Here is a 14,651-nt window from a genome sequence, read left to right on the forward strand (position 1 = left end):
CGCCGCCGCGAGCTTCCCGCACGCGGCCTTCAGCTGGTCGACGTCGGTGGGCACCGTCGCGATGCCCGCACGCTTGAACAGGTCGAGGTTCGCGAACAGGCCGATGCCGACCAGCTCCATCGGCAGCATGTAGGTCTTCCCGCCGATCTGCGTGTGGTTACGCACGCCGCGCCAGATCGTCGGCACCCACTTCTCGCCGCTCAGGTCCAGCAGCTGATGCGCACCCTGCCACTGCCGCATCAGCTCGCGATCGACCATCAGCACGTCGGGCCCGTTGCCGCCCTGCAGCCGCGACGACACGACCGTCGTCGTGTCGTTGCGCGACATGTATTCGAACTTGACCTTGATGTCGGGGTTTTCCTTCTCGAACTTTGCGATCAGCGCCGCCATGTTGGCGGGCTCGGCACCGCCGCCCTTCCAGCCCGTCACGTCGAGCGTGACCGGCGCGGCGCACACCTGCGCCGCCAGCACTGAAAGGACTGCGAAAGTTGCCGCCCGAAGTCTGTTGAACATCTGCTGTCTCCATGTTTGTTGTTGAATCGTGGGCACGGCCAGTGGCGTGCGGCGATCAGGGCATGCGGCACGCGATGCGGCCGCGATCCGTCGCACAGGAATCCCGCGTTTCCCCGTCGTCCGATTCATTTGGGAAAGCGCTTTCCCTATTGTGTCGCACAACCTGCCCGGCTTGCAAGCGCCGGGGCGAACCGATCGTCTAGGGGATATCCCGGGGGCCTGTCGCGGCAGTTCCGAGCCGCCCATGCGCAACCGGATCAAGCGGTCATCGTGCCGAAGGCGCTATCATCGGATGTGCGACTTTCGTCCGGCCCTTATTTGCCGGCCCACTTTCAACTCGCTCAACCGACATGACAACGACTACCGAACGCGTGGACGGCGCCGCCCAGCATCTCGTCGCCGCCCGCCATGCCGGCTCGCCCGGCCCGCTGCTGCCCGATGCGCTGCGTCCCGAGAACGTCGAGACCGCGCTCGCGATCCAGCAGCGCGTGGCCGACCTGCTCGGCGAACCCGTCGGCGGCTGGAAATGCGCGCTGCCGCCGCCCGACCGCGTAATCCTCGCGCCGATCTTCGCGTCGACGATCCGCGAGGCCGATGCGCCCTACCGCGTGGTCGGCGGGCCGATCGTGCGGATCGAACCGGAAATCGCGTTCGTGCTCGATCGCGACCTGCCAGCACGCGAACAGCCGTATGACGAACAGGACGTGCGCGACGCGATCCGCGAAGTGCGCATCGTGCTCGAAGTGCTCGGCTGCCGCTACGCGGAGCCCGCGCGTGCGTCGAAGTTCGAACTACTGGCCGACGGGCAATTCAACCAGGGGCTGTGCGTCGGTCCGGTCGTGCCCGACGGGCTGAACGTGCCGCTCGAGACGCTGGCGCTGTCGTTCGAAGGCGCGCTGAACCGCGCGATCGACGGCCGTCATCCGGACGGCGATCCGCTGAAGCCGCTGGCGTGGCTCGTCAATTTCCTCGCCTCGCGCGGCGACGCCGTGCGCGCCGGGCAGATCGTGACGACCGGTTCGTACGCGGGCGCGATCGACGTGCCGCTCGGCGATGCGCTGACGGTGCGCTTCGGCGAACTCGGCAGCCTGTCGGTGACGTTGACGGCGTGATGCACGCGGCACGCGGGCACGGTTGACCGGGCCGGCCGCTAGCCCCAGCGCGATGGCCGCGATCCATGCGCGGCCTGCTTCGTGGCCGGTATCAGGAACGTGGCTGCCCGCGCTGGCGTGACGGCAGCGTCATGGCGGCCACGCCCGCGACGACGCATCCGAGCCCCAGCCACGCCGATGGCGACAACGACTCCCCAAGCAGCGCCATGCTGATGCCGACGCCGATCGGCACGCGCAGATAGGCCTGCGCCGTCGTGCCGACCGACCCGAGCGTCTGGACGAGCCGGAAGTAGATGACGAACGCGAGTGCGGTCGAGAAGACCGCGAGCGCTGCCAGCGCGATCAGCGATGGCACCGACGGATGAAGCGTCCACGGGCGATCGACGACGATGCTGGCCGGTACCAGCACGGCCGCCCCGACGATGAGCGAGCCGGCAGCCGGCGCCGCGGGCGACAGTCCGCTGAAGCCCCGCCCGTAGATCGCGGCGCCCGCGTAGCAGACGGTCGCCGCGACGATCGCCAGTTGCGGCACGAGTTGCCGCCCGAGTCCGTCGAATGCGCTGACGCCGACCACCAGCGAGATGCCGATGAGCCCCGCGACGACACCGAACAGCTTCCGCGGCGTCAGCGGTTCATGGCGCGTGATCAGCCAGGTGCCGACGAACGCGAGCACGGGCGATGCGGAATTGAGGATCGTCGCGAGCCCCGCTTCGACTGAACGTTCGGCCCATGCGATCAGCGTGAACGGCACGACGCTGTTCAGCAGCGCCTGCACGAAGAAGCGCCGCCAGACCGCGGGATCGCGCGGCATCGGAATGCGCCGGATGCGCGTCCACAGCAGCAGCACCGAGCCTGCGATCACGGTCCGCGCGGCGATCAGCGTCAGCGGCGGAATCGTCTCGACGCCGATCCGGATGAACGTGTAGGACGCGCCCCACAACGTCGAGAGCGTGACGAGCAGGAGCAGATCCGCGACGGCGGGCGGGTGGCGGGGCATGGCTGGCTGCATGTCGGGGTGTTCGCGTTCGCGGTCCGTGACGGGTCGGGATCGACTCGTCGGGCGCGGATCGCGTGAGCGAATGATGCGATTGGCCGACACGCAAACGCTTCAGTGTGATGCGAAATATGGATGGCGCCCGACCAGCCTACGCCAACGACACTACCCCACACCCCGCATCCAGCATCAACGCGCCGCCATCGCCTCCGTGACCGCAAGAAACCGCTCGATCTCTTCACCCGTCTGGCAGTGAAGCGGCGACACGCGCACCGCGCCGTCGAGATTGAACGATTTCAGCATCCGCCCTGAATACAGGCTCGACGCGACCCGCTCGTAGACAATCACGCCGCGCCGCTCGTACTCGCGTACCGCCTGCGTCGCGTCGAGATTCTCGAACCCGATGCCGACGATCAAATCGCGAGTCTCGAACGCGTCGTGGTCCCAGAACACGCGAACCCCTTCCATCGCCCTGAGCCCCCGCCGGCCGCCGTGACCATCGAGCAGCGCCGCCAGCAATGCCCGTTCGTGCAGTTCGATCCGGTGCATGCCTTCGGCGAACAGCGTGCGCCGATCATCCGAGTCGCTGAAGTACGCGCCGATCCACGTGACGTAATCGACAATCGCCGTGACGACCGCGAATTGCGCGGGCGCCGGGCTGCCGAGTTCCCACACGCCCGACGCTTTCGCCGCGAGCCGGTGATGCGGCAGCGACGCCGCGCGCGGCGACAGCCACGAGATCCCGGAGCCGCGGCAGCCGAAGAACTTGTAAGGGGCGAAATTGATGCCGTCGAGCGGCGTTTTCTGCAGGTCGATCACGCCGTGCGGCGCATGCTGGACGGCATCGACGACGATGAACAGATCCGGCTTCTTCTCGCGTGCCCGTGCAACGATCGCTTCGATATCGAGTTTCGCACCGGAAATGTTCGACGCAGCCATCACGCTGAGCAGCGCCGTATCCGCGTCGACGAGCGACACGATCGCGTCGACGTCCACGCCGCCGGTTCGCGGATTGCTCGGCGCGATGCGCAACGTCTTGCCGGTGCGTTCCGCGTAGTACGTCATCGCGTCATGGGACGACGGATGCTCGAGCACGGTCGTGACCGCGTTCGTGCCCGGCACGTTCTCCATGATCGCCCGCACCATGTCGAAGATCGCGCCGGATGCCGTCAGCGATGCGTAGATCGAGCCGCCCTGCGCGTTGAAGATCGTACGAACGTCGTCCTCGCCGCGCGCCTGGATCGCCTGCAGGTCGAGCGCGCGTTCGTGAATGCGCTCCGGGCAGTCGGGCAGCGCATCGACACGCGCATACGCATCGAGTGCCGCCTTCAGCCGGAACGACCCGCCGGCATTGTCGAAAAACAGGCGTTCACGCCCGTCGATGTCACGGTCGAGGTGATGAAAGCGCGACCGGATTTCGCGCATCAGCGCGTCGGGAAAAAAGGCTCCACGGATACTGCTCATCTGCGATGCTCCTGTTTGGTTCTTGAAGTTGTCGGTCGGTGTCGTGCAGCCAGGGTCACGCGTCGAGCGACGCGAGATACGCGCGGCCCTTTTCCGCGTCGTACCGGCCTTCCCACTTCGCGATGACGAGCGGCGCAAGCGCATTGCCGATCACGTTCAGCGCGGTACGCCCCATGTCCATCACGCGGTCGACCCCGGCGATGAAGGCCAGCCCCTCGAGCGGCAGCCCCGCGCTCGCCAGCGTGGCGAGCAGGATCACGAACATGAAACCCGGTACGCCTGCCGCGCCTTTCGACGTGACGACCATCGTCAGCGTCAGCACGACCTGCTCCTGCCAGCCCAGATGCACGCCGTACAGCTGCGCGACGAACAGCGTGCCGATCCCGAGATAGATCGACGCACCGTCGAGATTGAACGTGTAACCCGTCGGCACCACGAACGTCGTGATGCTCTTCGGCACACCGTAGTCCTCCATCTTCTTCATCAGCTGCGGCAGCACGGTCGCCGAGCTGCAGGTCGAGAACGCGATGATCAGCTCGTCCTTGATCACGCGCAGCAGCGTGAAGATCCGGAACCCGCACATCCGCGCGACGGCGCCGAGCACGCCGAGCGCGAACAGCAGGATCGCGAGGTAGGTCACGGCGACCAGCTTCAGCAGCGGCAACAGCGAACCGAAGCCGAAGCTCGCGACCGTCACCGCGATCAATGCACACACCCCGATCGGCGCGTAGTGCATGACCATGTTCGTGACCTTGAACATCGCATCGGCAATCCCCTTCAGCGTCGCGAGGACCGGCGCCCGGTATTCGTCCGGCACCGATTGCAGCCCGAGCCCGAACAGCAGCGAAAAGAAGATCACCGGCAGCAGGTCGCCCTTCGCCATCGACGCGACGATGTTGTCGGGAATCACGCCGAGCACGAGCGCCATCAGCCCGTGATGGGCCTGCGCCTGCTGCGCCGCCTGCTGGTAGTGCGACAGGTCCGCATGCCCGAGCTGCGACAGGTCGGTGCCGACACCGGGCTGCAGCACGTTGCCGATCACGAGACCGAGCACGATCGCGACGGTCGTCACTGCCTCGAAGTAGAGCAGCGTCTTCAAGCCGATACGGCCGAGCGACTTGCCGTCGCCGACGCCCGCGATGCCGATCACCATGCTCGTGAACACGATCGGCACGACGATCATCCGGATCAGCTTGATGAAGATGTCGCCGGCCGGCTGCAGGAACCCGGACACCGCCGCGTCGCGCAGCTGCGGGAAGCGGTTCAGTACGAGTCCGGCCGCGATGCCCGCGACGAGGCCGATGACGATCTGCCACGCCAGCCCGACGCGCGGCTTGCGCGCGGCGGGCTCGGCAGGCGGGTGTTCAATGACGGTATCCATGTCTGTCTCCATAACCGGGGGCCATGCGATTGATCGTGGCGCACCGTGCGGCGCGCATGCCGGCCGCGGGATTTCCGGCCGGTTCGGGCCGCGCAGGACACGCCGGGCGACACGACATCGACACCTTAAGCAGCCTAAATAAGCGAAAAAAGCGATTTTTTTATATGTCAAACTATCGCTTTTATTCATGAATTGGCGGACGCGATGCTGACCTTCAAGCAGATGGAGGCGTTGTACTGGATCGTGCAGCTCGGCTCGTTCGAAGCAGCGGCGAACCGGCTGAATACGACGCAGTCGGCGGTATCGAAGCGCATCCAGGAACTCGAGCGCGCGTTCGACCTGACCGTGTTCGACCGCGCGCATCGCAGCGCGAGGCTCACCGACAAGGGAGCCGAGCTCTTCGACCATGCGAAGGAATTGCTCGAACGCCGCGACCAGATCGTCGAGCGCATCAGTTCGAAGGAAGTGCTGGTGCGGCAGATCCGGATCGGCGTGACGGAGCTCACCGCGCTCACGTGGCTGCCGCGCCTGATCGCGGCCATTCAGGTCGCCTATCCGAAAGTGCACGTGGAAGCCGAAGTGGACCTGAACGCGACGCTGCGCGAGCGCCTGGCGGCCGATACGATCGACCTGATCGTCGTGCCGCAGATCCATGCCACCGAGCCGTTCGAGTCGACACCTGTCGGCGAGGTCGACAACGCGTGGATGTGCGCGGCCGGATTCGCACCGAAGCGGAAAACGGCCATCCCGCTTGCGGACATCGCGCAGTTCCCGCTGATCCTGCAAGGCGGCCTGTCGGGCACCGGCCATCTGTACACGCGCTTTCTCCAGGAGCACGGGGTCGGCATGCAGCGCACGCTGGCCAGCAACAGCCTGATCGCGCAGATCGGGCTCGCGCTGTCGGGGCTGGGTGTCACCTACCTGCCGACGGCCTGCCTGTCGCGCATGATCGCGTGCGGCGCGCTCGACATCATGCAGACGCGCCCCGCGCTGCCCCCCGTTCGCTACGTCGCGTTACACCGCGCCAACCGGCCGCATTCGCTCAATGCCGAGATCGCACGGCTCGCCGCGCAGTCGTGCAACTTCAACGCGAACCTGCTGGATCCCGGCGAGCATCCGGCGCCGGGCACACGCAAGTCGTAGGCGACGATCGGCATCCGGATGTCCCGAACCCCGTGGCACCGTCAACCGCTCGCCCCATCCCGCAAGCCCCGGCGTGATAACGTTGCACATCACCGCGCGCATCGGCCCGTTCCGTCGCGCACGCGCACCGCATTCACGCCGATACCGACCATGTCGCTGACACCGCTTCCCGCCCTGCTCGACGAAACCCTGCGCACCGTCGCACGCCGCTACCGGCTGCCGCCGCTCGACAGCGCGCTGTCGCCGGCCGACGCCGCGAACCCGGCCGCCACGCTCGCGATCGCGATCGAGGAAGCGCGCCGGATGCGAAGCGACGGACGGACGCCCGACGCGGCACTGCGGCAGCGCTTCATCGACGCGCTCGCACAGATGATCCGCGATGCGATCGATACGCACTCCGGCGATCCCGCCTTCCAGGCCGCGGTGCTGCGGCACGACGCGCCGAGCGTGCGCGAATACGCGTCGTTGTCCGCGCACGCCGAGCAGGACCGTCGCGCGCTGCACTCGGCCGTCAATGCGATCGCGCACCCGGCCAAGCTCGAGCGCAGCGCCCGGCCGTGGCAACGCGACGGGCTCGCGCGGCTGCATGCGGCCGCCACCGCCACGTCGTGGGCCGACCTGCACGACACCTTGCGGCAACTGCTCGCGCTGCCCGACATGGCGACCGACACCGCATTCGAGCAGGACATCGTCAAGCTGAAAGACAGCCCCGCGCTCGAACGCATGCTGCGCGTCGACGCACTGGCATCGGACGAGCACGTCCGTCGCTACCGTGCGCTCTGGGTCCGCCAGGGTCCGCTCGAAGGCAGCACGGTCGCCGTCGCGCAGGGCGTCGCGTCGCAGCAGCGCGGCGCGGCCGTCGAAGCGCTGGCCGCGCAGGCGCTCGATGCACTGGCCCGCAGGCTCGACGCCGTCGACGCACGCCGCACGTACCGGGTGGTGACATCGATGCGCGTGCCGTCGTCGATACCGGGCCGGCACGATCGCGCGAAAACCGAATGGGATGCGATCCTGCTCGAACGCACGCGCGGCGACGATCCGGCGCCCGTGTGGAACGTGCGCTTCCTCGTCGAAGCGAAAGCGTCCGCGGATGCCGCGACGACCGATCTGCCGCGGCTGCTGCGCGGCCTGAACCTGCTCGCGCAGGCCGATCCGGATTCGATCTATTCGTTCGAGACGCACCAGGGCACGGTGCGCGTGCACGGCGCGTCGCTGCGGGCGCTGACGATCGACGAAGCAGCGCTGCCACGGGAAGTGCTCTATTGCTGCGATGCGTCCGCCGATGCGACGCCGCGCCTGCTGGGCGCCGCAAGCCGGATGCAGTTGCTGTCGGCGCAGGCCAGCCTCGAATACGCGAGTGCGCTCGCGCAGCGGCCGGATACCGACCCGGGCGGCCTCGGCGTCGTCTGGCACGCGCTGCTGACGCTGCCGCAATGGCATGCCGTGCTGCACCAGTACCCGTCGTTGCGGCAGGTCCGCGAGCTGATGGTGGCGATCGACGACTTGCGGGCCGCGATCGACGATGTCGATGAAGACGGGGTAGCGAGCAGCGTATACGCGTGACGCTCGAAACGAGCCGCCGTGCGGTGGCCTGAAAGCACCGCCCGCTCAGTTGGTGAGCACGCCGAACGGCAACGTCCACCCTGTCAACCGGCCGCCATCCGCCCATCGATCCTCGGCCGCATCGCATGGCAGCAGAACCGGCGCGGTCGCGCATTCGAGGGTTTCCTTCGGCGTATGACCGAACTCCGCCTTGAACAGCCGGTGGAAATACTTCTCGTCGGGAAAGCCGTGCGCCCACGCGATCTCCGCGATGCGCTGATGCCGGCGCTGCGGGTCGCCCAGCACGTGGTATGCGTGGCGCAGCCGCCGCCGCGTGATCTGCCTCATCACGCCGCCGTCTTCCTTGAACAGTTGATAGAGCCGCGCTCTCGACACGCCGATGTCGCGGCAGATCCGGCGGGGATCGAGATCGGGCTCCAGCAGATGCACGTCGATGTAGCGCCGCACCCGCTCGGCCAGCGCCCCGTCGATCGGGCCACGTGCGTCGTGCAACGCCTGCGCGGTCGGTGAAACGGCCGCGGCCAGCAGCATCAGCATCGATTGCACGATGCTCGGGATCTCGTGCGTGCGCAGATTCGGCAGGTTGCGGAACAGCGACAGCATGTGGTCGCCGAGCAGCCGTCCCACGCCGCTCGTCAGCGTCTGGCCGTGCGCCTGCGCCGCATGGCTCGGCAGCAGGTACCTCGGCACGACGAGACTGATCACGTCGCCGGCCTCGACCCTGCAGTCGTTGACCTGCGCGACGTCGTAGACGAACAGGTCGCCGGCGCCCTTGATCAGTTCTGGCCCGCCGGTGTGGCTGGCCAGCCGCCCGCCGAGCAGCAGCGTGAAACGGATCGAATCCTGGCCGTCGAGCCGGATCCGCCGTGTGGTCCGGTTGACCCGATAGGCCGGCGCGCGCGAGCGCCAGTGCCGGCCCGACAGGATCAGCGGGCCGAGCGCCGCGCCACTCGCTTCCGCGTCGAACGCACCATGGCCACCGTCGTCATCGAGACGGTAGTCGCACAGCATGTCTTTGACCCAGACATGGAACCGGTCCTGCTCGGGGTAGTCGATCGTGCGAAACTTGAAAACAGGGACGAATGCCGCTTGATCCATGACAGTTTTTTTATCGAGCCGACACGAGAGGATAGATCGGTTCGTCGATTATCGGACCAAATTGCGCCGGCGCAAGGCCGGCGCGGCATATCGTCCACCAAAGCGGCCGACCGGCGCCCCGCGACGGGCGCCGTCGATCTCGCGACCATCAGCGTTGCGGATGGCATTCCCAGTTGTTGTACGTCGGCCGATCGATCGGCGTGAGCCCCGGAATCATGAACACCGTACAGCCGAAACGCCGCCCCTTGCCGGTCGTCGCGTCGTAACTCACCTTCTGGCCGTCCAGGCCGTCCTTCTTCCCGTACTGCACGTTGGCGACCGTGATCTCGTCCGACGACGCCAGCCCGAGCGTCTTCACGGTCGACGCCTGCACGTCGATCATGTTCATCTGCGTCGAACCGCACGCGGACAACACGAGGCCGGCGGCGGCCGCGCCCAGCGCGGTCCGCAAGGTGACGGTGCGCTGCAAGACTTTCTTCACGGCTTCTCCTTCGAATGCCCGACGCGACACGATTACGGGCCCGGCGTATAAAAACTGGACTGGATCTGGCTGCCGATGTTCGCGGCAAACCCCTGCCAGACGAGCGCCATCGCCCCCGTCGCGTTGACCGCCAGCGCCGGCCACGACCCATCCTGCGGATCCAGCGTCGACGTGCTCCACGCACCGTTCCGGTAGCCGGCCACGAGGAGGACCGACGCGTTCGGCGTGCCCGTGTCCTCCCATGCAACCGTCACGTTGCCCGTCGAGTCGACCACCAGCGGCGGGTACTGGAGCGCCGCCCCGTTCAGGTGTTCCGTCAGCTTCTGCAGCGGCCCCCAGTTTCCGCTGGCATCCGACACGCTCGCCTGCAGGACCGCGCCGCCTTCCGCCCACATCGCGGCGGCCACGCCGTTTTCGTTGACGGTCAGCATCGGCGTCGCGATGAAGCCCGTGGGCACCACGATCGCCGGGGCGACGGGCTGCGCGGGCTGCCATCCGGTTCCGGATACATAGCGCTGCGACATCGTGGCGTTGTAGAGCTTCCCGCCCGTCACGTCGAGCTGCCCCCAGACCAGCGTGATGTTGCCCTTCGCATCCATGCCAGCGACCGGCGAGATGATCGTCGTGAACAGGCTCGAGTTCGATACGACCTGGTTGGCGTTGGTCCAGCCGTTGGTCGCGTCGTACGTGGCCGTCCACAGCGCCGACTTCGTATGGTTGGTCTGCCGCCACGCAAGCACCGCGCGGCCGGACGACAGGACCGACAGCATCGGCCTCACGTTGTCGGTATCGCCGGTCACCGCGCCCGGCCCGCTCTGCACCGGCATCTGGACCAGCGCCGTCGGCGACCACTGTCCGGCCTGCGTATAGCGCGTCCACGCGATGCGCGTATCGAGCAGGCTGATCGACTGCGTCCAGGTGACGAGCGCGTTGCCCTGGCTGTCCATGCCGGCCGAATAGGACGAACCGGCCATGTCCGGCGCCACGGTGACGGGCGTGCCCCATCCGCTACCCGGGCTGTACGGGCGCGCCCACAGCGCGTACGTGTTGGGGCCCGGCGTCCATTCGGTCCAGAACGCGACCGCCTGCCCGCTCGCGTTGCCGACCAGTCGCGGCTGCACCCCGGTCAGCGCGTTCATCGCATGCGAACCGTCGCTCGTGTCGAGCCGCGTCGCGCTTCCCCAGCCCGAGCCCGCCACATGGCGCGCGCCCCACATTTCGTTGCCGTTCGTGCCGGCCGGGCCATTGGTCATCCAGGTGGCGAGCGCGTTGCCGCTCGCGTCGATGGTCACGCTGGGCTGGCCTTCCGGCCCCTTGCCGTCCACCGCGGCGGCCTTCGACCAGCCGGCCTGCGGCTGCGTGGTCCCGCCGCCCGTCGGTCCGCCATTGGAACCGCCACCGGGCGAGGTCGGACCGGAAGGTGAACCGGGATTGTTCGGCGACGACAACGACGCGCCGCCGTTCGTGGCAACGTCGTCGCCGCCGCATGCAGACAGCGCGAGCGCGGCTGCCATGACCATCCATGTAATGGGTTTCATCGGAATCCTCTTCTTTTCGTGTTCCGGCTCACTCTCGTCTGCCGTTCGCCGCACGATGCACCGCATCGATCGGCATATTGATAAGCAATACTATTGAACAGGCATGGAAACCGGCATCCGTTCGCCTTCGGTCATGATCGACTCCGTCGTTCGGATCGATGCGAACACCGCTTTCGGCAGACCGCCCCCGTCGGGCAGCGACGACGACGACAGGTCGTCTATCGCCGGATGTCCGTCACTGCCGGCTGCATCTTAATTCAGGCCGTCCGGATTCAAGGTGGCGTTGCGTCTACACTGAGTGGACTTCCATTTCACCGGCCCGCATTCGACGCGGCTACTGGCCGGCCAGCGCGCGCTCGCGGCCAAAGCGGCCGGTGCGGTACGATACGCGCCGGGGCGACACGCCTCACCTGAGAGACCCGGCCGCTGCGGCCCTACACCCGGCACAAGAAAAAAATGCCCAACACTCCATCGCTGCACCGAAACCTGTTCGCCGCGCTGGCGGCCAGCCTGCTCTGGATTCCGGCTGCCCATGCCAGCGGCGACGACGGCTGCTATGCGCCCGCCACGCTCCGGCAAACCACCTACTCGTGCGGCAACCTGCCGATGCTGAGCCCCGCGAACGACACGCGCATCAACGCGATGCTGATGATGGTCGACAGCGCCAAGGTCGCGCAGGCGTTTCCGGACCCGAAGACGATCCCGGTGAAAGACCGGATCAACCAGATCATCGTGCCGTTCCCGATGGACTTTTCCGGGTGGATCTACATCGGGCAGAAGGAGCCCGACAAGACCGGCAACGCAGCGGATAGCGAAGCACCGTCGAACCAGTACGCCGACGGCGAAGGCAGCATCTGCCGCAGCATGAGCTCGGGCGCCGACGCATTCAACGACGCACTGGGCGGTGCCGGCGGCCTCCCCGCCGACGAAGCCGCGCGCCTGCGCGCGGCGCGCGCCGACATCGCGCAGAAGACCTGCGCCGCGGGCGGCGCGAGCACCGCCGCCTGGACGAAACCGCCGGTCAAGTCGCCGCTCGGCCAGCAGTTCGCCGCGTACCTCGACGGCACGAACGCGTTCTACCGCGCCGACTTCCTCACCGCGACCCGGGCGTTCGCGAGCGCTTCGCACAGCGCGAACCCGTGGCTGAAGGAAACTGGCCTCTATATGGCCGGGCGCGCGCAGCTGAACGCCGCGCAGGCCAATGTGTTCGACAACGACAACCCCACGCCGTCGCGCGGCCGCGTGACGAAGGTGTCGCTCGACGCGGCCAATACGGTGTTTCGCACCTACCTGAAGGTGTATCCGCAGGGACGCTATGCGACCTCCGCGACGGGGCTGCTGCGGCGTGTCGCATGGCTCGGCGGGAACGTCACGCAGCAGGCCGACCTGTACGGCCACGCGCTCGCGCGCTGGTCGCCGGCGACGTCGAACGTGCCGCTGATCCAGCTGGCGAACGAACTCGACAGCAAGCTGCTGTTCGGGTCGGACTTCGACGCGAGCCAGATCCAGTCGCCGACCGTGCTCGCGACCGTCGACCTGCTGCGCATGCGCACGTCGGACAGCAGCGATTCGAGCCGCGACAAGCCGCTGACGCTGGACGACCTGCAGGCGCAGAAGCCGCGCTTCGCGAACGCACCCGCACTCTACGACTACCTGCTCGCGACCTGGTATGTCCAGATCGGGCACAAGCCGGACGCCGCGCTCGCGTTGCTGCCGCAGACGCCCGCCGAGCCGCTCGACTACTTCGGCATGAGCCAGCAGGCGCTGCGCGGGTTCGCGCTGGAGGACAGCGGCCAGACCGACAAGGCGCGCCAGCTGTGGCGCGACCTGATCCCGCTCGCGAAATTCCGCTTCCAGCGCGAGGCGCTGGAACTCGCGCTCGCGATCAACCTGGAGCAGGCCGGGCTCGTCAACGACGCGTTCGCCGACGATTCGCCGGTGCAGAACGCTGCGATCCGTGCGGTGCTGCTGCAACGTTCGGCCAATGCGGACCTGCTGCGCGCGCAGGCGCAAAACCAGGCGACCGGCGGCGCGCTGCGCGACACCGCACTGTACACGCTGCTGTACAAGGAGCTCACGCGCTCGCATTACGCCGAGTTCATTGCGGATGCCGCGCTGGTGTCCGGCAAGCCTGCCGACCCGTTGAAGCCGTTCATCGCAGCCGGCGCCAAAAACGAAGAAGGTTATACGTGCCCGTCCGCGCACGACATCGCCACGGCGCTCCAACAGAATCCTGCCGATGCGAAAGGGCTGAACTGCCTCGCCGATTTCGTGCGCCTGCACCCGCCCGTGCCCGGCCTCGAATACGATCCGGTGCCGATGTGGGTACGCAACGCATCGACGACGGCCGCCACGCGCATCCCGCCGACGCTCGGCGCCGGGCCGTCGCAGTTCGCCGGCAAGCCGTACGAGCGGATGTCGAGCTACGTGACGGTGATGGCCGATGCACAGGCGAACCCGAACGACCGCGCGTACGCGTACTACCGTGCGATCAAGTGCTATGCGCCGGGCGGCTCCAACGAATGCGGCGGCAAGGACGTGCCGAAGAACGTGCGCAAGCGCTGGTTCGATACGCTGAAGGCCAGCTACGCGGGCACCCCGTGGGCGCAGAAGCTCCGCTACTACTGGTAAGCGCCGCGTGAAGCGTATCGCGTGCCTGGCGTGTATCGCGCTGCTGCTGGCCGGACGCGTCGCCCTGGCCGGCACCGTCGATGCCGCGCGGTACGACGCGTTCTGGCTGTGGGCGGGCGTAAAGCCGCAGGCGGTCGTGCGCGACGCACGCGCCGTCTACGTGCTGCAAGGGCAGATCGAGGCATCACCGCAGGACGAATCGCAGGTCCGCGTGATCGCGCAGGGCGTCGCGCTGCCGCCCGCGCCGCAGGCGCGCGTGTGGCTCGTCTATCGTGCGCATACGCTGCGCTGGACACCACGCGTCACGCAGATCATGCTCGCGCAGCTCACGCGCTGGCGCGCGTCGGGCCGCACGATCACCGGCATCCAGATCGACTTCGATGCGCGCACGCGCCACCTGCAGGATTACCTCGAGTTCCTGCGGTCGCTGCGCGAGACGCTGCCCGCCGATTGCCGGCTGAGCATCACCGGGCTGCTCGACTGGAGCAGCCGCATCGATACCGACCAGGTCAACCAGCTCAGGGGGATCGTCGACGAAGTGGTCGTGCAGACCTACCAGGGCCGCCGCACGATCCCCGACTATGCGGACTACCTGCCGCGCGTCGCGCGGCTGCAGTTGCCGTTTCGCATCGGCATCATCCAGGGCGGCGAATGGGACGCGCCGCCGTACCTCGCGACGAACCCGTGGTTCCGCGGCTACGTCGTGTTCCTGCGCAACGGCTAGCGGGCAAAG

12 protein-coding genes are annotated in these 14,651 nt (G+C 67.5%); 5 read left to right on the forward strand and 7 right to left on the reverse strand.

From position 1 onward, the window contains the following. Positions 1–513, reverse strand: a 513-nt coding sequence (locus JYJ84_RS02595) for an ABC transporter substrate-binding protein (RefSeq protein WP_205189113.1), incomplete at its 3' end; no start/stop codon positions are given. A 350-nt stretch (positions 514–863) separates the two neighbouring features. Between JYJ84_RS02595 and JYJ84_RS02600 the strand changes: the two genes are divergently transcribed. Further along, positions 864–1,625, forward strand: coding sequence for a 2-keto-4-pentenoate hydratase (locus JYJ84_RS02600; protein WP_122950500.1), 762 nt, complete (start codon positions 864–866; stop codon positions 1,623–1,625). Between the two features lie 91 nt (positions 1,626–1,716). Here the strand turns inward: JYJ84_RS02600 and JYJ84_RS02605 are convergent, their stop codons facing one another. The 3 genes from JYJ84_RS02605 to JYJ84_RS02615 all read right to left on the reverse strand — a co-directional run bounded on the left by JYJ84_RS02605 (position 1,717) and on the right by JYJ84_RS02615 (position 5,464). Beyond that, positions 1,717–2,622 (reverse strand): DMT family transporter, encoded by a 906-nt coding sequence (locus JYJ84_RS02605; protein WP_175220681.1) that lies wholly within the window; start codon positions 2,620–2,622, stop codon positions 1,717–1,719. Positions 2,623–2,808: 186 nt separating this feature from the next. Beyond that, the gene (locus tag JYJ84_RS02610) at positions 2,809–4,083 is read right to left on the reverse strand and encodes an aminotransferase class V-fold PLP-dependent enzyme (protein WP_175220683.1); all 1,275 of its coding nucleotides are present in this window, start codon (positions 4,081–4,083) and stop codon (positions 2,809–2,811) included. 55 nt (positions 4,084–4,138) lie between these two features. Continuing rightward, positions 4,139–5,464, reverse strand: a complete 1,326-nt coding sequence (locus JYJ84_RS02615) for a cation:dicarboxylate symporter family transporter (protein ID WP_175220685.1) — start codon at positions 5,462–5,464, stop codon at positions 4,139–4,141. Between the two features lie 204 nt (positions 5,465–5,668). On the opposite strand from JYJ84_RS02615, the gene JYJ84_RS02620 reads away from it, so the two are divergent. Further along, positions 5,669–6,607, forward strand: a complete 939-nt coding sequence (locus JYJ84_RS02620) for a LysR family transcriptional regulator (protein WP_175220687.1) — start codon at positions 5,669–5,671, stop codon at positions 6,605–6,607. A 150-nt stretch (positions 6,608–6,757) separates the two neighbouring features. Then, entirely contained in the window at positions 6,758–8,170 is a 1,413-nt protein-coding gene (locus JYJ84_RS02625; protein WP_175220688.1) for a 3-deoxy-D-arabino-heptulosonate 7-phosphate synthase, read from the forward strand. Between the two features lie 45 nt (positions 8,171–8,215). On the opposite strand, the gene JYJ84_RS02630 is transcribed toward JYJ84_RS02625, so the two are convergent. The 3 genes from JYJ84_RS02630 to JYJ84_RS02640 form a co-directional block, all read right to left on the reverse strand. Then, on the reverse strand, positions 8,216–9,268 hold the full coding sequence (locus JYJ84_RS02630) for a helix-turn-helix domain-containing protein (protein ID WP_175220691.1): 1,053 nt from the start codon (positions 9,266–9,268) through the stop codon (positions 8,216–8,218). Between the two features lie 148 nt (positions 9,269–9,416). After that, a complete protein-coding gene (locus tag JYJ84_RS02635) occupies positions 9,417–9,749 on the reverse strand; it encodes a hypothetical protein (RefSeq protein WP_236027308.1) in 333 nt (110 codons plus the stop codon). 32 nt (positions 9,750–9,781) lie between these two features. Then, the gene (locus JYJ84_RS02640) at positions 9,782–11,287 is read right to left on the reverse strand and encodes a hypothetical protein (RefSeq protein ID WP_175220693.1); all 1,506 of its coding nucleotides are present in this window, start codon (positions 11,285–11,287) and stop codon (positions 9,782–9,784) included. 456 nt (positions 11,288–11,743) lie between these two features. Here JYJ84_RS02640 and JYJ84_RS02645 point away from each other — a divergent pair, with 456 nt between their 5' ends. Further along, complete coding sequence (locus JYJ84_RS02645) at positions 11,744–13,918, forward strand: hypothetical protein (RefSeq protein WP_175220695.1); 2,175 nt, start codon at positions 11,744–11,746, stop codon at positions 13,916–13,918. A gap of 16 nt (positions 13,919–13,934) precedes the next feature. Beyond that, a complete protein-coding gene (locus JYJ84_RS02650; RefSeq protein WP_374102082.1) occupies positions 13,935–14,642 on the forward strand; it encodes a DUF3142 domain-containing protein in 708 nt (235 codons plus the stop codon). Positions 14,643–14,651: the final 9 nt, after the last annotated feature.

The organism is Burkholderia sp. LMG 13014, assembly GCF_905232215.1.
In the GTDB taxonomy this organism is placed as follows: Bacteria; Pseudomonadota; Gammaproteobacteria; order Burkholderiales; family Burkholderiaceae; genus Burkholderia.